The sequence below is a fragment of the Variovorax brevis genome (genome assembly GCF_030317105.1).
GTDB lineage: Bacteria > Pseudomonadota > Gammaproteobacteria > Burkholderiales > Burkholderiaceae_C > Variovorax > Variovorax brevis.
Genome location: NZ_JASZYG010000011.1, coordinates 133,486 through 155,613, shown reverse-complemented (window position 1 = coordinate 155,613; position 22,128 = coordinate 133,486). Strand labels below are relative to the sequence as shown.

Sequence of the window (22,128 nt, the reverse complement as noted above, 5' to 3'; positions counted from 1 at the left end):
AAGCTCCTCGGGTGGAAAGGATCAATCCGGATCGTCGGACTCGATGTCGAACTTGGAGAGCATCTCGGACACCGCCGCGGTCGCGGATGCCAGCACCTGCCTTGCGCCGCGTTCGTCGATCTTCGAGGTCTTCTTCAGGTAGTCCGCCACGAGGTAGCGCGGATCGAGCACGGGCATCGCCTCGATGGACGCGAGCACCGGGAGTTGCGCGCCCTTCTGCTCGGCAACGCGCACCTTCATGACCAGAGGGGCATAGCTCAGGTTGCCGATCTGCACCTTCTCGTTCCAGTAGATCAACAGGTTCTGCTTGTCGGGCTCGGACACCTCGGCAACCCGCAGCTTCTTCGTCGCCTGCGCCGCCTTGCGGATGTCATCGCGAACGGCATTCATCACATCCTGCTTGTTGCTGCCCTGGATGCACTGCAGCTTGATGAGGATGCGGCGGATCGGCTCCAGGCCGTCGACCTGGATGCGCAGGTGCCTGGCGTGCAAGCGGGCCGCGTAGCTGCCTGCCACCGCGAACTGGGCCCCCACACGCAGGAGTCCGCGGCTGGTCTGCGCCGAAAGCGTCTGGACGAGGTCGGTGAAGAACGGCAGCTGCGTTTCGAAGAACTGGTTCCGGCTGGTCCAGTGCGCGTCCATTTGCACCGACAGCGCGTGGGCGACGCCGACGATCGACGCGGCTTCCTTTTGTCCGGCGTCGAGCAAGGCATCGAGCGTGGGCGGGAGTGCCGGTGGCCTGGCGATCATCGCCGTGCATTCCTTGTCGAAATGCGCAGCGAGTTCCGTGTCCTGATGAAGGTTGTAGGCCTCGACGAACTGCGCGACGATGAGCCTGAACAGCTCCTGCTTGCCCTTGTTGTCCAAGGCGTCGAGCATGGCGGCCGTGCCGGGCAGCGCCGCCAGGCGCTTGGCCTGCGCCGGCGAGGGTTGTTCCCGGCCCCGGTCGCTCTGCAGGATCAGGCCGAGCCGCGTGATGCGCTTGGGCGCCTTCCTCACCTCGTCGCTGGTGAAGGCGTCGCGCACCATCATGAGGTACTCGTTGAGGTAGTACTCGCGGTGCGGATAGATGACGCCGTTGGATTGCAACAGGGCACCGGGCGCGCTCAGGTGCGTCCATTCCTCCAGGGCCGAGGGTGAGTCGCGCCGCGGCAGGCCGATGTCGATCAGCTCGGCCTTGCAGTTGGCATGTTCCTTGAGGCTGTCGACGTCGCCCGCTTCATGCTCGTCGATCTCTTCATCGTCGACTTCCTGCGGACCGGCCACCGCCGCGAGGTACTGCGAGAACTGCGGCGCATTGTCTTGGACGAGTTGCGTGAACTCCGTCTTGAAAGTCTTCAGGGAGAGGAGCATGGCATCGTGGACTTCGGCCAGGCACGCATACCACTCCTGCGCCGACAGGTTCGGATTGATGACCACCTGCGTGTCCCAGTCGTTCTCGCCCTTCTCGGGCGTGCCCAGGAAATAGTTGAGCGCCCGTCCGCCCTTCAGGAAGAAGATGACCCGCTGCTGGCCTTTGGTATTCAAGGCGTTGGCCCTGGCGCCCAGTTCGCCGATCTTGATCGTCAGCCAGTCGGAGAGCCACTGCATCTTGGTCTTGTCGCCGTTGTGCAGCAGCTTGGTCAGGTCGCCGCTCAGTTCCGCACGCAGGTCTTCGGTGACCTGATCCGCCTCCACGCGGAAATTGACGAGCAGCCGAAAGAGGTAGAACGAATCGATCAGGTGATTCATCTTCACTGCGGCAAGGTGCGCGCCGTCGAACTCGTCGAGGGGCTTGTACTCGAACAGCTCCGGCGATGCCGGTTCCTGGATGAAGTACTTCGAGAGCGCGTCCGTCTGCGCTTGCACCTGGTCGGATTCGGCGTCGTGTCCCGCCTTGCGGACCACGCGCTGGTAGGCGTTTTCCAGCACTTGCAGCGGGTGGAAGGAAGGCGCCTTCCACATGAAGGCCTTGTCTTCCTGCTCGGGCATGGGCAAGCGCACATCCTGTCGCTTGCCCAGCGCGAGAAGCCCGAGCTTGCTGAGACAGCCCGCGCCATCGAGCACGGGTCCGACGGGCTGATCCGGATCCTTCTTGAGGCACGACCAGGTCAGCACGTAGCCCTCGGCCTTCCTGACGATCGAGACGAAGAACTGGCTTTCGCCTTCGTCCAGCAGGACCGTGATCGGACCTTGATTGGAGGCACCCGGGCCGGCCTCGCGCTCGACCTCCGGGTAGAACTTGGCGACCTGCCCCATCGCATAAGCCCCGAAGCGGGCATGCGCCTTGTCGCCGGAGTAGCGCTTGAAGTTGGCAAAGCCCTGGAAGTCGGCGTATTCGGCGACGGGCGTCCAACCCTCCCGGGAGCGCCGCTGCTGGAAGTCGGAAATGCTGGAGCGCTTTGCAGGCATGGGAACCGTCCTTTCCGGAACGAATGACTGATGACGGGAGCGGGCTACTTCAGGGTCCGGCTGATCCGGTCGAGTTCGCCTGCGTGAATGGTCACGGCATCGAGCACGAGCACGCCGCCAACGGTGGGGTCGGCCCGATACGCGTTGAGGTAGTGGCCCACCGCTTCGCGGCTGGCCTGGTGGTCCGGCGTGATGTGCGCGTCATCGAGGATGGCCAGTCCCGCCTGCAGCCACTCCAGGCACTTCGCGTACCAGGAATTGTTGAGGTCGCGAATGACTTCCGCTTCGTGCGCGCCGGCAGCGCCGCCGGGGTTGTACGGCTGGTACAGCGGTGCCCAGGATTCGCCGCGCCCCAGGTGGATCGACGTGGGCGGATAGCCCGTCGCGTTCATGAACAGCGTGCAGGTCAGGCACGAGGCCATCTTCTTCGTGACGTCGCCCACGGCGATCTCGTAGGGTTCGCAGCTCGGGCCGAGGTGGTAGGCCTTGTAGATGGCCTGGATCATCCCGTGCGTGTACTGCGCGATGTCATCCGGACCGATGTCGCTTTCGAACACCATGCCGGCGTTGCGCATCGACACCGTGATGAAGTCCGCCACGTTGACTGCCCCGCAGCCGGTTTCGGCGCGCGGCTCGCCGGCGTTCTCGCCGCCGATCAAGCCCCAGGGCACGTGCGAGTCGAGGCCGGCACGCTTTCTCTTTTCCCACAGCGGGCTTTCCGCCGGTGGCAGCCAGCGCGGATGCGGGTCGGCGTCGCTCTGTGGGGCCAGGGCACGGAAACGCGCGGTCGAACGCGGCCCGACCGGCTCGGTGTCGCCCTCGGTGTTCTTGTTGTCGACGAAGCCCGTGTAGGCGCCCCGCCCCGTGTACTGCGACACGCCCAGGGTCCGGATCTTGTCCCACAGGGCCTGGCCCTTGGGCGACAGCACGGGCGCGGCCACGCTCTTCGGCGCATCCTTGCCGGCCAGGGCATAGACCCCCATGATGATGGCGCCCTGGCTGTAGCCGGGACTCAGGCCCGGCTTGACCTGCTGGGGAATCTTGCCCTTCTTTGTCAGCCACGCGGCGACGGCGGCATCCATCTTGCCGACCACGGCCTCGAAGTCCTGCAGCTTCTGCGGTTCCTTGGACCCTTCGAGGGGATCCATGTCGAACTGGATCGCCTGGCCGCTGTCTGCGATGTACGTCGCGGCAAAACCCAGGGCCACCGCCGTCATGATGACGTCCGCTTCGCGTTCAGGATCGCCGTTGTCGCTGACGATGCCCTTGGTGCGCCGGAAAGTGCGAACCGGCGGATTCGCAAAGGACCACACCAGGACGAGATCCTCCGCCTTCTTCCAGAGCGACACGAACTTCTGGCTGGCGCTCTCGTCCAGGTAGATGGCGATCGGCCCCTGCTGGGGCGCTTGCGGGCCGGCCTCCTTCTGCACTTCCACCCAGGCCTTCTTCACCTGGGCCATCACCTGCTCGCCGAAGCGCTGGTTGCTGGCGTTCCCTGCGTAGTTCACGAAATTGCTGAACGCCGAAAATTCACTCATCTCCTCGATGCGGTTCCAACCCTCGCGAAGTCGCTTGGCATTGAAGTCCGCCAGGCGCAGGCGCTTTGCAGCCATGATTGATGCTCCTTTCGCTCATCGAGCGAGTCATGCTTCCTTGAGGACGGGATTCAGCGTGACGCCCGACAGCACGTACTTCTTCACCACCGGCTTGTCGAAAGGCAGCGCTGAGACGGTCTTCCACGTTTCGAGGGGCCATGGCGCCGTCATGACGTCGATCGTCACGAGGATCTTGGTCGCGTTGACGGGCAAGCCGATTTCCTTGGCCGCCATGACCGGGAAGGTGCCGGAGTGCTGTTCGTGGCGCGTGGCGCCTTCGTTCCATTCAACGGAAAAGCGCACGGCGAAGCCGCCCATGTTGTCGACGTGGATCGACCCCGCCTTGTTCTTCGTCATCTTGGGCGAGAACGGCACCAGGTCGCTGGTCCAGCCGATCACTTGCAGCGTCGAGTCCGCCACGCCGGGCGAAGACAGCAGGAACGGCCCGAGCGATACAGGCTTTCCGTCGGACTTCGCACGGTTCAGCCTGGAGGCGTCGGCAGCGCTCCAGTCCGCCGAGACATCGATGTTCCTGCCCAGCAGCAAGCCGTTGGTGACCAGTGGCAGCACGCCGTCATTCACGCCCAGGTCGCCCGAGGAACAGAAGCCGGCATCCTGGCCCGACAGGAACCAGTCGCTGGTTTCGAACAGCAGCGGGTGCAGCCACGACCTGCGCAGTCCCACGAGCAGGTATTCGATGCGGACATTGCGCACCTTCGTGCCGGTGCTCCCGCTCCCGGTCGCCGGATCGGACCCCACGCGCAGTTCCAGTCCTTCGTCGCTGCCGATGGTCGCGAACGCACTCTGGTCGGTGGCCAGGGCATCGAGGTCGATGTCGATGCTCTGGAAGCGCTCCGGGCCGGCGTCGCACCAGTCGTCGGGCGTCGCATAGACGGGTCGCCAAACGCCTGCGATGCCGTCCGACCGGGCAAAGGTCTCCGACGCAAAGCGCTGCCTCGCCTCGCCCACGACGCTGGCCGCAAAGGGGGCATCGCCGTCCACCGAAGCGCCCGTGAGCAGCGCCTCGTAGATCTTCTCGATCGATCCGACAGACCCCGAGTAGTTGCGCGTGAAAGCGGGCATCACATCGACGAGTTCGCGAAACGCGAACAGGGGATTGAGGTCGCCACCGGGTCGGCTGCCTGAACGCGCATTCCGGTACTGGGCCGGATCGAGCGTGACCGGAAAGCGGTTGAGCTGCAGGACGGGCCTGGCCGTGCGGACGGCGACACCGCGCGTCGGCGGGGCCGATTCGCGGACGGCGCTTTCCAGCGACGCCGCAATGGAGTCGAGCATCGCCATGGCGCTGCGGTCCGCGCCGGCTTACTTGGCGGCCTTCGGTGGCGAGGGCGGCGTGATGCTGCTGACCCATGCCACCACTTGCAGGCCCGGCAGCTTCAGCACGCCGTTGGAGAAGGTCGACTTGAAGGTGTCGCCCTTTTCCTTGTTCTTGAAGTACGTTCCCCCGCCGCTGAAGGGCCCCCAGCCCCAACCCCAGGAGGATTCGTCGGTCTTCTCGGAGGAGAAGCGCTTCGTATCCTGGTCCGTGAAGTTGGCCTTGATGGTCACGTCCTTCGCGACGATGAAGGCCGTCGGAATCAACGGGAGCATGGCGCTCTCATTGCCCTTGAGCTGACCGTTGGAGATGCCGTTCGGGGCAATGCCTTTGGCCGACCAGTCCGTCATCGAGAACAGCACGTTGTTGAGCCACGGGCGCCTGATCCGCACGATGATGAGTTCGGCTGTCAGTTCGAACTCGCTGGCCTGCATGCTCGTGGATTCGCCTTCGGTCTTGCCGTTTGTCGAGCGGCTTCCCCACCAGAAGATGCCCTTGGAATGGCTCGAATACTCGGTGGCCTGCTCGCTGCTCTGGGTCGCCAGGGACTTGCTGGAGAGCGTCAGTTGCGAGCCCCGGCAGGTCGGCTCGCACCAGTTGGTCGGCATGGCATGGGAGAGAAACCACTTGTCCCCGGTGCCGGTCAGTGCGGCCATGGCATTCTGGTCGCCCATCCCGTCCTGCGCCTGCCGGATCGCGGCGGAAATCGCGTTGTTGATGCTGGTGCGCAAGAGGTTCTCGGCCGTTTCGACGTTCTGCTTTCCTTCGCGCACCCACTTGTTCCAGGACTGGTCGACCGTGTTCTGCAAGCCCGGTGCCACCGCCTGCCACTTGCGCTGGTCGTCGATCTTGCTGAGGTCGTAGCCGTTGTAGGCGAGCCGGTAGCCCCCGATGGCATTGACGTAGGCCGTCTGGTTCTGGTCATAGCTCAGTGCGATGGGCGAAGGCCCGGATGACACGGTCGGCGGCCCCACGACATTGGGGATCGACGTGGTCGCGTTCAGGAAGGCATAGGCCTTGTCATACAAAGTCCTGGCCTCGGGGTCTTCCTTGTTCTCCGCGTTGGCGCCGTCGACGATGCCCTTGAAGGTGAGGGAGACCTTCTTGCCGGAGTCCGCCCATTCCGGGCCCACGGCGGGCACGGCATCGACCATCGCGGAGAACGCGTAGGCCGTCGTCTGCGTGCCCGCGGGATTGATTGAACTGATCGCGTTGCGGAAGTCGGCGGGGTTGAGCACGTAGTTCTTCGTCATCTGCAAGAGCGTCGTGGCCTTGTCGAAGTCGCCCGTCTTGCCGCCGCCGGGAACGTAGGTCAACGCGTCGTAGAGGCGGTCGTAGAGGGTTGCGAGCACGCTCTTTTCCTGATCGGGTGTCATGTCTCTTTCCTTTCTGTCGACTGTGGGGTGCTGGACTTCAGGTGATGACGACGCGGTTGCGCGCATCCAGGCAGTTCGCCGTATAGGTCGTGATGGAGCGCATGACCTTGCTGACGCTGGCCTCGGTCACCGCGGGCCCGTTGAGCGCGTCGAGTTCGGCGGCGAAGCCGGTCAGCGCCACCGGCACCTTGTTGGCCTCGCCCACCAGGTCGTTCCTCTTTGCGTCGATGGCCATCACGGCCGAGAGATCGCTGATCAGCGCGTCATTCGCGCGCTGCTCGGCCACCAGCCCCTGGATGTCGCGATCGAGCTGTTCGATCTTGCCGTCGAACACCTTGCGCTGGTCGGCGAGGTCCGAGTACTTGAAGCCTTCCGAGACCTCGCCCATGATCTTCTTCAGCAACTCCACACCCAGGCGGATCGCCTCGGCTTCCGGCTTCTTCAGGTCGACCTTCTCCAGGTCCTTGGGGATGTAGTCCTTGTAGATGTCGATGAGACCCCGCGCCCGGATCACGTCCTGCGCATCGATGATCTTCTTGCGGTCGGCGTCGAGGCTCTTCCACTCGTCCCGCTTGTCCGCAATGGCCTTCACCAGTTCCGGCCGGCGTTGTTCCTGCTGCGTCAAGGTCTCCTGCGTGCGTTCGGCCAGGACGACGCCGCGCACCTCGGCCGCCTTCTGGTTCAACTGGGATGCGGCCCCCCGCAATGTCGCCTTGAGATCGACGATTCGCTGGGCGAACAGTCCTTCCTGCTCCTCGCGCGCTTCCTTGGCGGCCTTGACCTCGGAAGGCGAAAGCTTGCCCTTGGCGATTTCACCGTCGATCTCTTCGATCTGGCTGAAGATCTCCGAGAAATCGAGGCTCTGCGCCTTGGTCGACACGGCCACCAGTTGGTCCCCCAAGGCCTTGTCCAGGCCGAGTGCATAACCGGACGCGCGTTGCGCTTTGTCCATGACGGCCATCATCTTGTCCGTCTGGAAGACGGCCAGCCGCGAGATGTCCTTGGTGGATTGCACGATCAGGTTGAAGTCCGGCTCGGCATAGCTGGTCACCGCTGTCGCGATGGGCGTGACATTTGACATGTTCAATCTCCTTGGTGTTGGGCGTCTTGTTCAGCGGCGCCCTCAGGACCCGTACCGCTGCTTGTATTCGGCCAGTCCCTCATCGATGATCTTCATGAGGTCGCCGGACAAGTCGCCCACCGTCTTCCAGGGGTTGACGACGCTCTGGAAGGACGTGATGAACGTGCTCATCTTCATCCCGTTGTCGATGTTCTTCCATTCGTTCTGGGAGTTCTCGATCAGGCTGAGGATCGACGACCACATGTACTCGAGGTGCCCCATCGCGGTTTCGGCGTCGAGCATGCGCGTGCCGATGTCGCTGAAGTCGAGCGACAGCGTCTCGATCGCCTTCTGGAGCTTCCTCGCGCTGGTCACTTTTTCCTTCAGGGCGCGAACCTCGTCGATCAGCTGGTTGCGTTCCTTGCGCGCCGCCTCGGCCTTGGCGCCGAAGATGCCGCCGGTGATCGCCAGGCCGATGATGCCGCCCGCGGCACCCGTGAAGGCGAGCCCGACGTACTTGTCGTAGTCCTTCTTGAGCTGGGTGATGCGCCCTTCTTTTTCATTCAGGGAATCCTCGTCCGCCTTGATCGTTTCCGTCAGCTTGTTGTCCACCATGGTCTTGCGCTTGCGGGCGACCTGGGGCTCCAGTCCGGGGGTTTCCATGCCGGTCGACAGCTTGCCGCCCACGAGCACGATGCGGTAGTCGCTGACGCCCTTCTTCACCGCGAGGGTCTTGGCCTGTTGCAGGTCGACGTCCTTGCGCATCAGGTCCAGGATCTCGCCCAGGGCCTGCGCGATCTCCTTGTCCTCGGGTCCGTAGGTGATGTCCTCGAGCTTTTCGCCGGAGACGTCACCCAGCGTCTTCAGCACACGCTTGCCGAAGGGCCATTCCTTGATGTTGCCCAGGAGCCCTTCGCCCGTGGTCACGAAGCGCCCGGAAAATCCCTTGAGCTCGATGCCCTGGTCGACCACGGACTGCTGCACGCCGTCCCAACCCAGGCAATGCTTGCCGATCTGCTGGAACAGGTCCGTGATCTCCGGCGGCTCCAGGCCCGCGATGCCGCTGGATTGGTAGCCGATGTAGCCCTCGACCTCGGGCTGCTTCTGCGGCAGGCTCAGGCCCTTCTTGGCGTAGAGCTTGATGTTGATCAGGTCTTCCTTGGTGAAGATCCCGCCTGGTCTTGCCACACCCGTTTCGGTGGCCGTGAGCAGTTTCAAGGCCGTGGTCGCGACCTCGCTGGGCTGGATGGTTCTTTCGGGTACCACCTGTGCTTGAGCCATGTTGTCTACTCCTGTGTTGAGTGAAGTTCAAAAGATCCCATGGAGCTCCGCCGCCCTGTTCTGAACGAGCTTCCAGTTGTTGATCACCGTCTGGAAGTCGCTGAGAAAACCCAGGAGCTTCCTGCTGCTGTCGATGCTTTCGAAGCGCTCGCCGGCGTTCTCCAGCGCCGTGCCGGCCTCTCGCCAAGCGAGCCAGAGATGGCCCAGCGCCGTTTCGGCGTCGAGCATCACCAGGCCCAGTTCGGTGAAGTGAACGAACAGGCGGCCCATCGTGTAGGTCACCCGTTGCCTGCCGCGGTAGACGTCCATCTGGCTCTTGAGCGTCTGGATCGCCGCGTCCAGTTCCGCGCGCTTGGCCACGGCGATGGCCGTGCCCGGGCCACTGGCCTGCACGGCGCGGTCGTACTCGCGCTGCAAGGCCGCGATCGTCGGTTCCACCGTGACCTCGTTGCCGACCTTCTCCAGGCTGGAGTTCTTGATGGCCACCCGCTTGCCCGCCACCACCGGCTCCAGCACCTGGACGCCTCCACGGAAGCTCTCCACCAGGCGCATGGCTTCCTCGGTGTCGTCGGCCTGTCCGCGGTTGGTCTCCCGCAGGCTGGCCAACTGCGCCGCCAGCGGACTCTTCGCCTGCGCGTCCGCCGCGCCCAGGGGCTCATCCGGAATCTGGAGGGGCGGAAGGTTGATGAGGTCGGTGCCGACCGTGGCGCGGATCCTCTCGCAGAGCGGCATTGCCTGGATGGCCTTGATGAGCGCTTCTCCCGAGGGAACCACGCTGTCGGAGATCGACATCAGCGTTGCCGTCTGCCGGCTGATCATGTCCCTGGCGGGTTCCCAGGCGTCGCAGTTCTGGCAGATCTGCCCGAAGAGGCCTTGCAGGTCGACAGGCTCCAATCCCGCGACGCCGGCGCGCTTGTAGCCGACGAACACCTCGACGGCCTGCAGGATCACGGGCAGACTCGACCCATAGTTCACGTAGTCGCGGATCTTGTCGCCATCGTCGCTGGTGAACCGCGCACCGCCGATTGCTTCGGCCCCGACAACCATTGCTGGATCACGTGACGCAGTCATGACTTCTACATCGATGTCCGTTGATACGCGTCGCCTTCAGTCAAGGCGGCAGAGACTTCTCTGGCACGGGCTTTTTTGCGACGAGTCACCCCCCCGCTGAAGTCCGGAGACTTCTTCGGTGTGATCGTTCACTTTGAAGCGAGGGCGCGAGTCTGCACGTCGCTGACGAAGATGTGCATCTGCCTTAAGTAGTAGTGGGTTGCGCACGATTTCGGCGCAAAACTTGCTGCATGGAGAACTCGCCAGCGACGTCATTGCTGACTCGTTCTATCAATGGAAATCCATCCAACCGAGTGAGTCGCATCGCCCTTTTCGGGACCTCTGTGCACAAACAGGGTGCGCGCGTGGAGGTACAAAAGAAAACGATTTCGTGCTGGACGTGCAGTCGAGGTTCAGGCGCTAGAGGCAGGGCCGGCGGGCGTCGCGTCGATGACTCGCGCAACTATTGCTCCTGGCGAACTATTCTTCCCGCCAAGTGCTCTCGCGAGGAATGCAAGCAAGAGGCCGACGCTTCGAGTTGCCGGCGTAGTCGCAGACGGGGAGTTGGGCCTGCTGCCTTCAGCCGTAGAAGAAAGTAAGTCTGGGTCTTCCGCACTTTGTGTGAAGCCCAAGTGGGAGGGCTTGATTGCGTCTCCGGTCGACCTCATCTCTGGGCAACATGGCCAGTGGTATCGGTGTAATCGATCGCGTTCTCGCTCGGGTGGGCAAGCGCGTCGTCGGCTGCATCAATCGGCGAGGGTATCTGGTGGTGCAGGCGCGCAGTACCGTGCGCGCCGCGCCATGTCCGACCTGCCGGTGCTGGAGCGGTCGTCTGCACGGAAGCTACTGTCGCCAACTCGCGGAGCGCCCCGTCCTTGACGAGCAGGTCGTGCTCTCTGTCGAAACGCGGCGCTTCAAGTGCCTGAACAATGACTGTCCCCGTCGAACATTCGCCGAGGATATCCACGCGTTGGCGGGCCGGCATCAACGTCGCACCCGATCACATGCTCGGGCCTTGCATGCACTGGGTCATGCCCTGGGTGGTGAGGCGGCCAGGAGGCTCGCCGCCGAGTTGGGTTTGAGCACCAGTGCTGACACCGTGTTGCGGGAGCTGCGCCGATCGGCTGTGACCCGACGCAAGCACCTCCCTCGAATCGTTGGCATCGACGACTGGGCGATTGCCAAGGGTCACCACTACGGGACCATCGTCGTCGATCTGGAACGTCGCGAGCCGATCGAGGTTTTCGCCGGGCGTGAAGCGACTGCAGTGGCCGCCTGGATGCGTGCCAATCCCTCTATTCGGGTCGTCGCCCGGGATCGGGCTGGGGCCTACTCCGAGGCCGCAGACATTGCACTCCCGGCAGCCACCCAGGTCTCTGACCGCTGGCATCTGCTGAGCAATCTGCGCGACAACGTCGAAAGAATGCTGCATCGACTGGGACCGCAACTGCGCCAGGCGGCGCAGCAGGTCACCGTTGGCGGTGTGACACTGGGGCGTCAGGGGTTGCCGCGAGGCGCTGGACTTCGCGGATGGCAGCGCCTGAGTGATGACCGGCGTGCCGCACGTCTGGCGTTGTACGAGAAGGTGATGACGCTGCGCACCCAGGGCGGCACCGTGAAAGGCATCGCGCGCGAACTGTCGATCGACTATCGAACCGTGCGCAAGTTCGTCACCAGCAGCGCCTTTCCGGAGCGCGCACCGAGGGCGCGGGGTCCAACCCCGTTGGATGCCCACCGGCGCTATATCGAGGAGCGGATTGCCCAAGGCTGCCACTGTCCGACGCTGATCTGGCAGGAAGTCCGGCAGCGGGGCTATACCGGCTGTCGCGCCACTGTGCTCGGCTGCGTCGCGCGCCTGCTGTCTCCGCAGGGCAAGCCCGCGTCGGCCGTCGCTCCTGTACGCACCCTGCCATCTCCGTCGGCCCGGCGCGCATTCGGCTGGCTGGTGGGATGGAGAAAGCTGGCATTCAAAGAGCCCAAGCATGTTGATCACGAGCGGTTCGTGCAGGCGCTGTGCAAGATCGAACCGGTGGTCGCCGAGGTCCGCAGCCTTGCGCGTGAGTTCCTTGGACTCATGCACCGGCGCCGTCCTCGGGAGTTCGATCGTTGGCTTGAGCGTTTGTCGAAGTGCAGCGCGCCCGAGATGCGAAGTTTCGCGAAGAGCTTGCGCAACGACCTAGCCGCCGTGCGGGCGGCCTTCACGCTGCCGTGGAGCAACGGCCAGACGGAGGGCCATGTCAACCGCTTGAAGTTCCTCAAGCGCGAGATGTACGGACGGGCAAGCGTCGAGTTGCTACGGCTGCGAGTTCTGGGCCAGAACTGACGCACGAACGCGTGCATCGATATTGCCGACCGCGGCCCATCGATAAGACCGGCGACTGTGCACGAACCGCCGAACCGCCTGCGCTCGCGGATTGGATAGCCAAAGGACCGGCCCGTGCCAGTTACGGAGACCTGAGCCCTTTGAATATTCCTCGCCGATCACGGATGCACAGATGCACACGCCACATCCGCGTCACACAAAGTGCGGAAGACCCGCAAATGTGTCACTGAAGACTCGCGTGTCGGAGGAGGAAGCCCTGCTGGGCCGGTGACACATTTGCTTTTTTCTACGAGTCTCCTTTTGGTGTGGAGATAACCCGATGCGTTCGGGTCGATTCAAGTTGCGCAGGCGTAGTCGGTGTAGTCAACCGCGCCTCCGTGGTACCAACCCGTCGAACGAACGGCGTCAAGGGGCACGCCACGTTGAAGCCGCTCGACAAGATCTGGGTTGGCCATGGCGAAGCGGCCGAATGCGACCATCTGCACGTCGCCGCGCTGGACCAGGCCAGATGCCTGCTCGGAGTCGATGCCGCCATTGGCGACGAGCACGCCTCTGAAATTCGGACGCAAGACTGCAAGGATCTTGTCAAGGTCAGGCGCGCCAAACCAGCCGTTCATGTCGGCGAAATGGAGGTAGGCGGCCTGAAGCGAGTCAAGCAGCGAGGCAACCGCCGCGTAGGTTTCCGCCGGGTTCGGGTCGCGGGTGTTGTTGTAAAGCGCGTAGGGTGAGACGCGCACGCCGATCCGGCCCGGGGGCAGCTCGTTGGCAATGGCTTCGAACACTTCGCGCAGGAATCGTAGCCGATTGGCTAGAGACCCGCCATACGCATCGGTGCGCTGATTTGTCGTAGGCGACAGGAACTGATGCGGCAGGTAGCCGTTGGCCGCGTGTATCTCCACACCATCGAAACCAGCGTCGCGGGCGTTTGCCGCCGCAGTCCGATATTCGGTCACCGTGTTTCCTCGAGTGACATGGCTTTCGACGGTGTTGCAAGCAACGGAACATAGTGACCGTTGGCAAGGAGACCATAGACACCGAGTTGCGACAGGTCGTCATTCACCCCCGAGGGCGAAAGCGGCGGTTGACCTCCCAGCAGTCCCGCGGCGCTCGCCCGACCACTGTGCCAGAGCTGCGCAAAGATCCGGCCGCCCGCCTGATGCACGGCGTCCGTCACATTTCTCCAGCCCTTGACCTGATCCTGGGTCCAGAGCCCCGGGGCGCGCTCGAATGCATTGGAGCGCGGACTGATGTTCGTCCCTTCCGTGATGATCAGCCCCATGCCTGCGCGTTGCGCGTAGTAGGTTGCATTGAGCTCGCCAGGAACGCCGTGCGCATCGGCACGCGAGCGTGTCAGGGCTGCCATCGCGACGCGGTTTGGCAGCGTCAGTTCGCCAAGGGTCAAGGAGTCGAAGAGTGTCGGCATGATGTGTCCACGAGTGATGGGTTGATGTCAATCGGTCGAGGGCGTCGAGTGCCCGTCGACGGTGTTCGCGCGCGCCAGTTCCATGGCTTGCCGGAGTACATCGAGCGACCCGATGTGATTCGACAGCAGCAATAGGAGCCTGGCGTTGAGCGAGTGGCTTTCGGCAGCCGTGAGTCCGTCGTGGCAGTCGATCAGCGCCCGATAGAACTCGTCGGAATCGCCAAGGTTGGGGTGGGTGTTCAAGCCGTTCACCTGGTCTGATCGGGATTGCTTCTCGGCCATGGCCATCACCGCCTGGCCCGGTACAACGCTGCGGCAAGAAGCGTCGTGACCCCAACCATCCAGTTCTGCCATTCCGCCCCGAGCGCGAGGAAGGACGTGGCGCTGAACACCAACTGGACGAGAACTGCGCCCAGCAGCGTGCAAACGAATGAGCCCCTTCCGCCTGTGATGGCTGCGCCACCCAGGACAACCGCGGTAATGCTCATCAACGTGTAGCCGGTGCCCACCGACGGCGAGCCGACCCCGACCTCACCGGCAAGGATCAGTCCGCCAAGGCCGGTCAACACGCCTGCAGCAGCGAAGACAGCCGGTACGACCAGCGCACGATTGACCCCCAGCTTGTGGGCCGAGACACGGTCCGAGCCGGTGGCGCGAATCCAGCGGCCGGTGGAGCTGCGGAACAGCACGCGTTCGAAGCCGAACATCAGCGCGAGCATCAACGCCGCAGCCAGTGGAACGGCCAAGAACTGGTGCCCGAAGAGGTCATGCACCTGATCGCTGATCGTGCCGCTGGGTAGCGGTCGCAGCACCAGCGACAAGCCCTGCAGGCCGAAGAAAGTGCCGAGCGTGACCACGACAGCAGGGAGCCGGAGTTTGGCGACGGCCAATCCTTGAAGGAAGCCTATCGCCCCAGCCAGCAACACGATGCCTGCGCCACCGAGCGACGTCATCAGCGCACTGCCATCGCTGGGCATCATGAAAGAGGCCAGGACGACCACCAGGCCGGCGATCGGACCGAGCGACAGGTCGATCTCGCCGATCAGGACCACCAGTAGTTGGGCAAACGCGATGAAGCCCAGCGCTGCAAGAAAGGTCAGCATGATGCCGAGGTTGTAGGTCGACACGAAACGTGCGTTGACCGACGCCGTGACGATGCCAAGGACCAATGTCAGCGCGGCCAAGATGGCGGCCGGAAAGTAGACGCTGCGTGTCCACGAGGCGGTTCGCCCCGCGTCTCGTTCGCTGCTCTCGCGCCGCCCGGTTGCCTGAAGATTCGCGGCGGTGATGCGCTCGTCCGTTACTTCATCCGCAGCGAGTTCAGCGCTGACACGGCCGCGCGCAAAGACCAGCACCCGATCGCACAGGCCTTCGACTTCCACGCCATCGGACGCCGAAATCACGATGCCCATGCCACCGTTGGCCAGGGTACGGAGCTGGTGGTAGATCTCCGCCTTCGAGCCGATGTCCACGCCGACCGTCGGTTCGTCGATCAGCAACACCTTCGGCGCCGCCGCGATCTCTCGCCCGATCAGGACCTTCTGCTGGTTGCCCCCCGAAAGGGCCCCCACCGGCGTGTCCAGTGACGCTGCCTTGACCGCGAGGCTGTCGGCGGTGGTCCTGGAAATGCTTTGCTCCGCTCGAGAGTCGATGACACCCTGGTGCGCAATGCTGTCGAACTGGCGGATGGCGATGTTGTCCTGTACCGAGAGCGACATGAAGAGCCCCTCGGCATGTCGATCGCCCGGCACGTAGCCAATGCCCGCACGCAGGGCCGCAGCACGGCCTTGGGCTTGCAGCAGGTTCCCGTGGATCGACAGGCGTCCGCTCTTGCGTTCGGTGATGCCCGCGAGCGCGGTCAGGAAGTCGCGTTGGCCCTGCCCTTCGACACCGGCCAGCCCCACGATCTCACCGGCCTTCAGCTTCAGCGAGACTTGCGCGAACCCAGGTCCGCTGAGCTCCAGCGCTTCGAGGCAGGTCGCTGCCGCTTCGCATCCGGCGCCCTTTGCCGGAAAGACCTGCCCCAGCGGTTGCCCGACGATCAGCTGGATGATCTGGTCGTGCGTGAATGCGACCCGGTCACGTGTCTCGATGAGTTCCCCGTCACGCAATACCGAGATCCGGTCTGCGACTGCTTCCACCTCGTGCAGGCGATGGGAGATGTAGATGACCGATGTTCCCTCGTCCCGTAGCCCGCGAATGAGTTCGAAGAGCTTCAGGACGTCCGCCTCCTGGAAGGGCTCGGTGGGTTCGTCGAGGATCAGGACCTTGGGCTTGCTCGCCAGCGCACGGGCGATCTCGACCACATGTCGCTGCGCCAATCCCAGATCACCGATGCGCTGGTGCGGCTGCACGCGCAGGGTCGGCGTGGACACCCTGTCCAGCAACGCCGATGCTTCTGTCGACGCCGCGCCCGCGAGGCTGGGCTGGACGAGGCAGAGTGCTTCCAGCACGGTCAGGTCACTGGGCAGCGCGGGGTGCTGGAATGCGACCGAGATTCCTGCGTCGCGCATTCGTTGGGGATTCGGAGCTTCCACCTCGCGGCCCTGAACGACGATGGAACCTCCGCCGTCGGCGAGCAGCACGCCCGCTGCAACGTTGATCAATGTCGATTTTCCGGCGCCGTTTTCGCCGACGATCGCGTGGACTTCGCCAAGCTGGATCGAAAGGCTCACGCCCTTAAGCGCCCGAACGGCCCCGAAGGTCTTCCGGATGTCCTGCAAGCGCAGCACGGGTTCAATCGCTCTCGCGGAAAGTGCTCGCATCTGTTGTGTGGACTCTGCATTCATGATCTGTGCTCTCTTGTTTCAACGCGACCGCAAGCGACCGAAGATCTCGGGAAGCGCGACACCCGCGAGGATGATTCCAGCCTGGACGATGGCCTGCATCGACGCTTCGAAGCCGAGCGAAAGGACGAGCTGGTCGAGGTAGGTGAGGAAGATCGCGCCCACCACGGTGGCCATCAGGCTTCCACGATCGCCATTCAGCGGATTGCCACCCACCACGACCGCAGCCACCGTGGTCAACATGTAAGGTGCACCACACGAAACAGTGGGCGTCACCAGGAACCCCGCGAGCAACACGCCGGCGAGGGCGAAGAAGCCACCCGCAACCGTGTAGGTGCCCCATTGGATCCGGCGGACCGGAATGGCCATTGCAGCGGCTGCCCCCGGATTGACGCCAACCGCAATGAACCTGCGGCCGAGAGTGCTTCGGGCTTGCAGAAACGTGCCGGCCACCGTGACGACCAGCAGCAACCACAGGGCGGGTGAAAGGCCAAACCAGGTCGAAGTGACGGACCCGGTCAGCGAAGCCGGAGCAGTGACGGGCACGCCACCCGAAACGTATAGCGCGAGACCCATCATCACAGCGTTGACACCGATCGTCGTGACGAGGGGAGAAACGCCCAATCGCGTGACGACCCAACCGCTGACAGCGCCAGCAAGCAATCCGGTTCCCACTGCCAGGCACGACCACATCGCCGTTGCAAATGGCCCCGCGTCGTGCGCTGGAAGTGCGGTGGCCATGACAGCAGCGAACGAAAGCACCCCCGCCACGGACAGATCAAATCCGCGTTGCTGGATCACGAGGTGTTGTCCAACCGAAGCCAGGCCGAGCACCGCGATGAAGGGTGCAATACCGGCGAGCACCGACAGCGACAGTGTTTGCGGCGCCAGCACTGCCCCGAAGATCAGCAGTGCAATGAGCCCCGCCAGCGCGCGACCGACCGGACGCTGGAGCAAGTCACCGATAAGCTGCGCCACTCGCCTGGACGCAGATGCGTCCGCGGTGGCAGTCAAGACCGTATTCATGCCTGGCCTGCCTGCTTACTTGGCGAAAAGCTGCTTGAGTTGTTCCGGCGTCAATCCACCGGACCGCGGGGCTGCATCTGGCGGAAGCGCGGTGTCGCATACCGGCTTCATCTTCGCGTCGCTCGATTGCGAGTCCGCGAAAATCTCTTCGCGCACGACGGATGGCTCGGCGTTGGGGATGCCTTGCACTGCCGCGACGCCCTTGCGAAGGGCCAGTCGCGAGTAGAACGTTCCTGCGGTGATGTTGGCAATCTGGAAGTGCGGGTTCTTTGCCTTGTTGTCCTGCCATGCGCACGAGAGCTCGTTGCCTTCCACGCCTGTGACCAGCGGGATGGGCCGACCTGCCGCTTGGAAGGCGCGCACTGCGCCCATCACGCCCGTCGCGTAGTCCGCGAACAACGCATCGATCTGGGGGTACTTGGCCAGCAGACCGGTCGTTGCCTTCTGGTACTGGGCCGGGTCCCAGTTGGTGACCACAGGCTGGGTCTCGAGGAGCTTGATGTTCGGGTACTTGGCGAAGACCTTCTTTGCGCTGTCGTACATCGAGGCCATCAACGTCGAGCCAGGAGAGCCGCCATAGAAGAGAACGTTGCCCTTTCCGTCGAGCGACTTGGCGATCCAGTTGGCCCAGATCTCGCCGCGGTAAGCCACGTCGGGCGTGGCCAGTGCCGTCCAGTCCACGCCGGGCTTTCCTGGAAACAAACCGCCCTGGTAGGGAATGACCGCGACGCCGGCGTTGGTTGCATCGCGCATCGCCTTCAGCAGTGCTTCACCAGCGTCCGGGAAAACGACGATGACGTCGTAGCCCTGCGCCGTCAGCGAGCGGATGTCTGCGATCTGCTTTTCAGGGCTTCCCTGGGCATCGGTGTAGGCGACACCGGTAATGCTCGGGCACTTGGCCGCCTCGTCCTCAAACTCCTTGCGCGCCGTCTTGCGCCACGCATTGCCCCCGAAGCCATCGGACAGCGCAACCTTGATCTTCTTCGTTCCGCAATACGGTTTGATGCTGGGCGCGAGGTCCTTGAGATCGCCGACCTTGGTTGGTGCGACGTCGACTTTCGAGAAGTCCAGCGGGGTAGCCAGACTGGCCTGGCCGCCCATCGCAGCCAGTATCGCAAGGCCCGTGAAGAGCGGAAATTTCTTGAGCATGGTCGTCTCCTGATTCAGTGGATCCGAGAGGCTTCTCGGTGACATGAATCGTAAAAATCGGAGACTTTTGTCGCTGCGCTGCGCGCGTCAGTGTGATGGCTCTGGAGCGTCAGCAGGCGATGCAGTTTTGACGTGCTCGGACAAATGGGCCGAGCCTGAGGACGCGTCATGCCTGCGGAATGTGATCCTCGGGCACGCGGCGCTCATCGACTCGTCCGCGTGCCGAGTAGACCCAGTCGCCTGCGAGAGCGCGCACCGGCGCGGGATTCCCCCCCAAGGATCAACGGCCTTCGGCGACCGTGCGGGGGCTCACGCCAAAGGCCTCCTTGAAGGCCCGGCTGAAGTGGGAGAAGTTGCTGAAGCCGTAACGCATGGCGGCGTCGCTGACTTGTGCCACCTCGCCCTGCGCCAAGGCGCGCCGGCTGGCATTGAGCCGCTGCTGCCAGAGCCAACGCATGGCGGTTGTTCCTTCCGCTGCAAACATGCGCTGCAGGGTTCGCGGACCAATGCCAAGGCTGCCGGTGATCACGCCTGTGTCCAAGGCAGTGTCGCTGAGGCGATCGAGCATGAACTGCTTGGCGCGCGCGAGCATCTTGTCGTGGCGTGAGTCATGCTGCAAGGCGGCAACCAATTCCGCCTCGAGTGCTACCGAGAGGATGTCGGTCAGGCTCGTGCCCAATCGGGCGCTGGTGACCGGGCTGAAATCGGTTCCGGGCATGGCCGCGCCACCGACCAGTTCACGCGCAAGCGTCACGATGCGGGAGTTCCCCGACATCACACGGCAGGCCAGCTGCTGGGCGCCGCCGAATCGAGGCGCCAAGAGCTTGCGCGGCACGCTGTAGACCACCGCCTCATAGTTCTCCGGACAGTCAAGATTGAAGGACAACCCACCGTCGTACAGGCAGAGGTCGCCTGGATTGAGCTCGGCGTCGCGGCCGAGTTGCGAGAGGAGGGCCTTTCCGCCAAACAGCATGAAAAAATGAAACTCGTCCGAGGGGACCTTGCGTGCCTGGTCGCTGCTGCGTGAGTAGATTGCCGCAGACGAATGAATTCGATGCGCTCTCGCGTCCCCAAGAAGGGAACTGGAGATGCTCGCCACGAACTCCCGGTCCGATGGAAGCTGCTTGCAATCCATCAGGTAGTAATTGGCTCTGAGCAGTTCGCGCCAACGAAGGAATTCGCCGGCCGTTTCGCTCAGGCCCGGAGTGCAGGTCGTCGGCATATGTCGCTGGTGATTTGACCGGTAGCCTGTGACTTTTGGTTCGTCAGCGCAATGGGGGTTTCCAGCGGAGATCCGCCTCTCGGCGAACGTCGGCCGGACCGCTGCAAGCTCCTTTTCTACGCCTCGGCGCGAATGAAATCGGCGACCCGCTCGGCGATCATCACGGTTGGCGCGGAGGTGTTGCCACGCACGACCGCAGGCATCACGGAAGCGTCGGCCACGCGCAGCCCCTGCAAGCCATGCACACGCAGCGACAAGTCCACCACCGCCTCGGCACCCTCGCCCATTGCGCAGGTTCCGGCAGCATGCAATCCGGTTGTGCTGCGGTGGCGGATGTACGCTTCGATCGCCTCGCGGTCGTCGCTGACCTCTGGCCCGGGGAGAGCTTCATGCTTCAGATAGGCAGCCAATGAGGGCGCTTTCATGATGCGCCGTGCGAGCCGCACCCCCAACACCATGTTCGCCATTTCGGTAGGGTGGCCGAAGTAATTGCCTTGCACCTTGGGCGGAGCGGTCGGGTCCGTGCTGCGCAATGTGATCTGCCCCGGCATGTTGCAGGTCAGACACAACGGCGCCAGTGAAAAGCGATGCTCGCCTTGCGGCAGCGGATCTCCCCAACCGGCGGACGACACGGCCAGCGCGTTGAGGTTGATCTCGGGCCGCCCGTCGCCGTCGACATCGAGGAAGCCACCGCATTCGACGACCGTCGAGGCCAAGGGGCCGGTGCGGAAAAGCAGCCACTGCAAGCCATTGCGCAACGCGTTCCAGCCCCGGTCCTGCCCCACCAGACTGATGGGGTCCTTGAGCACCGCGTCGACCGGCGTGATGAGGTGGTCCTGGTAGTTGGCGCCGACGCCTGGCAGGTCATGAACGACCGGGATGCCCAGCGACTGGAGGTGCGCGCCAGGGCCGACGCCGGACAGCATCAACAGCTTGGGCGACATGAAGGCACCCGCGCACAGGATGATCTCGCGACGTGCCTTGATCGTCGTCTCGGTTCCCGCGCTGCGAACCACGACGCCGGTTGCTCGCTGGCCTTCGAATGTGACCCTCATCACGGGGCTGTCGGTGCGCACGACCAGGTTGTCCTGACCACGGGCGCGGGCTTGGCCCAGAAAGGCGCGGGATGTACTTGAACGCTCGCCGCGGTGACTGAAGGTCTGGTAGTAGCCGACGCCTTCCTGGTCTTCACCATTGAAGTCGGGGTTGAATCGGATGGCTCGGCCGTCGCAATAGCCCGCTTCCTGGGCGGCGCGCAAGAAGGCCCCGGTCAACTCGTGCCGCGTGTCACCATCGGAAATGCGCATCGGACCGTCTGCGCCGTGATAAGGCATCGAATAACGATAGTTCGACTCGGACTTGCGGAAGTACGGCAGCACGTCTTCATAGCCCCAGCCTGTGCAACCCATGTCTCGCCAGCTGTCGTAGTCCTGCTGCTGGCCGCGGATGTACACCATGGCGTTGATCGACAGCCCTCCGCCGAGTACACGCCCTTGCAAGAGCGGGTACGGTCGGTTGTCGCTTGCGGGGGCCGGCTCGCTCGCATACCCGATCGTCCTTTTCGTTCCGTGCACCTTGAAAAAGCCACCGGCCGCTCGAATGAAAATGGTGTGGTCGTCAGGGCCCTCCTCGAGCAGCAGTACCGACGCCGATCTGTCTTCGCTGAGCCGTGCCGCGACGACGCAGCCGGCGGCCCCGCCACCTACGACGATGTAGTCAAAAGCTTCTTCGGATTGCATGAGTTGTCCCCGTTGTCATCACTTTGATGAAGGGAACTTTAGGCATTCATGTCCGAGCGCGATTGTCTGGTTGCGTCAGATTGGTAGCCTCGCGGCGTCAGAACCTTCCCCCAACTCACCGTCTGTCGCCAGACTGTTCGTGGAGCGCGCTGGTTAGCCGATCTTCGGGTGCCTGCGTGTCTTTGTGCCCCTTGTCGGGCGCGCGAGCCCCGAAGTCCAGCGCGCGCCGGATTGGCAACCAGGCCACCAGGAAGTCGATCATCGTGCGCAACGCGAAACCCATGTGTCGGCGTGAAGCAAAGATGCCGTGCACGCCGAGCGCTCGCGGGGTATAGCCGGGGCAGTAGCGTTACCAGACGGCCTTCCGCGAT

At 63.7% G+C, this 22,128-nt stretch carries 14 protein-coding genes and 1 pseudogene; 1 reads left to right on the top strand and 14 read right to left on the bottom strand.

Annotated features, from left to right (window positions below; all coding sequences use genetic code 11):
- Window positions 1-21: 21 nt before the first annotated feature.
- From QTI66_RS28590 to QTI66_RS28560, 7 genes are read right to left on the bottom strand one after another with little or no spacing between them, the layout of a single operon-like run.
- A complete protein-coding gene (locus QTI66_RS28590; RefSeq protein WP_286563598.1) occupies window positions 22-2,391 on the bottom strand; it encodes a hypothetical protein in 2,370 nt (789 codons plus the stop codon).
- 44 nt (window positions 2,392-2,435) lie between these two features.
- Window positions 2,436-4,004 carry a hypothetical protein gene (locus QTI66_RS28585; RefSeq protein ID WP_286563596.1) on the bottom strand — a complete coding sequence of 523 codons (1,569 nt, stop codon included), beginning with the start codon at window positions 4,002-4,004 and terminating at the stop codon, window positions 2,436-2,438.
- A 30-nt stretch (window positions 4,005-4,034) separates the two neighbouring features.
- A complete protein-coding gene (locus QTI66_RS28580) occupies window positions 4,035-5,288 on the bottom strand; it encodes a hypothetical protein (protein ID WP_286563595.1) in 1,254 nt (417 codons plus the stop codon).
- A gap of 21 nt (window positions 5,289-5,309) precedes the next feature.
- Window positions 5,310-6,698 (bottom strand): hypothetical protein, encoded by a 1,389-nt coding sequence (locus QTI66_RS28575; RefSeq protein ID WP_286563593.1) that lies wholly within the window; start codon window positions 6,696-6,698, stop codon window positions 5,310-5,312.
- A 37-nt stretch (window positions 6,699-6,735) separates the two neighbouring features.
- Window positions 6,736-7,779, bottom strand: coding sequence for an alpha-xenorhabdolysin family binary toxin subunit B (locus QTI66_RS28570; protein ID WP_286563591.1), 1,044 nt, complete (start codon window positions 7,777-7,779; stop codon window positions 6,736-6,738).
- Window positions 7,780-7,821: 42 nt separating this feature from the next.
- On the bottom strand, window positions 7,822-9,039 hold the full coding sequence (locus tag QTI66_RS28565; RefSeq protein WP_286563590.1) for an alpha-xenorhabdolysin family binary toxin subunit A: 1,218 nt from the start codon (window positions 9,037-9,039) through the stop codon (window positions 7,822-7,824).
- 27 nt (window positions 9,040-9,066) lie between these two features.
- A complete protein-coding gene (locus QTI66_RS28560; RefSeq protein ID WP_286563589.1) occupies window positions 9,067-10,110 on the bottom strand; it encodes a hypothetical protein in 1,044 nt (347 codons plus the stop codon).
- 658 nt (window positions 10,111-10,768) lie between these two features.
- On the opposite strand from QTI66_RS28560, the gene QTI66_RS28555 reads away from it, so the two are divergent.
- Window positions 10,769-12,412, top strand: a complete 1,644-nt coding sequence (locus tag QTI66_RS28555) for an ISL3 family transposase (protein WP_286563588.1) — start codon at window positions 10,769-10,771, stop codon at window positions 12,410-12,412.
- A gap of 335 nt (window positions 12,413-12,747) precedes the next feature.
- Here the strand turns inward: QTI66_RS28555 and QTI66_RS39955 are convergent.
- The 7 genes and pseudogenes from QTI66_RS39955 to QTI66_RS28515 all read right to left on the bottom strand — a co-directional run bounded on the left by QTI66_RS39955 (window position 12,748) and on the right by QTI66_RS28515 (window position 21,757).
- A pseudogene (locus QTI66_RS39955) lies at window positions 12,748-13,835 on the bottom strand (alkene reductase).
- Between the two features lie 27 nt (window positions 13,836-13,862).
- Entirely contained in the window at window positions 13,863-14,117 is a 255-nt protein-coding gene (locus QTI66_RS28540) for a DUF2783 domain-containing protein (protein WP_286563584.1), read from the bottom strand.
- A 5-nt stretch (window positions 14,118-14,122) separates the two neighbouring features.
- Entirely contained in the window at window positions 14,123-16,624 is a 2,502-nt protein-coding gene (locus QTI66_RS28535; RefSeq protein ID WP_286563583.1) for an ATP-binding cassette domain-containing protein, read from the bottom strand.
- Between the two features lie 18 nt (window positions 16,625-16,642).
- On the bottom strand, window positions 16,643-17,515 hold the full coding sequence (locus tag QTI66_RS28530) for an ABC transporter permease (RefSeq protein WP_286563581.1): 873 nt from the start codon (window positions 17,513-17,515) through the stop codon (window positions 16,643-16,645).
- 147 nt (window positions 17,516-17,662) lie between these two features.
- Window positions 17,663-18,796 carry a substrate-binding domain-containing protein gene (locus QTI66_RS28525; RefSeq protein WP_286563579.1) on the bottom strand — a complete coding sequence of 378 codons (1,134 nt, stop codon included), beginning with the start codon at window positions 18,794-18,796 and terminating at the stop codon, window positions 17,663-17,665.
- A gap of 280 nt (window positions 18,797-19,076) precedes the next feature.
- Complete coding sequence (locus QTI66_RS28520) at window positions 19,077-20,018, bottom strand: helix-turn-helix domain-containing protein (RefSeq protein WP_286563577.1); 942 nt, start codon at window positions 20,016-20,018, stop codon at window positions 19,077-19,079.
- 116 nt (window positions 20,019-20,134) lie between these two features.
- Entirely contained in the window at window positions 20,135-21,757 is a 1,623-nt protein-coding gene (locus QTI66_RS28515; RefSeq protein ID WP_286563576.1) for a GMC family oxidoreductase, read from the bottom strand.
- Window positions 21,758-22,128 lie beyond the last annotated feature (371 nt).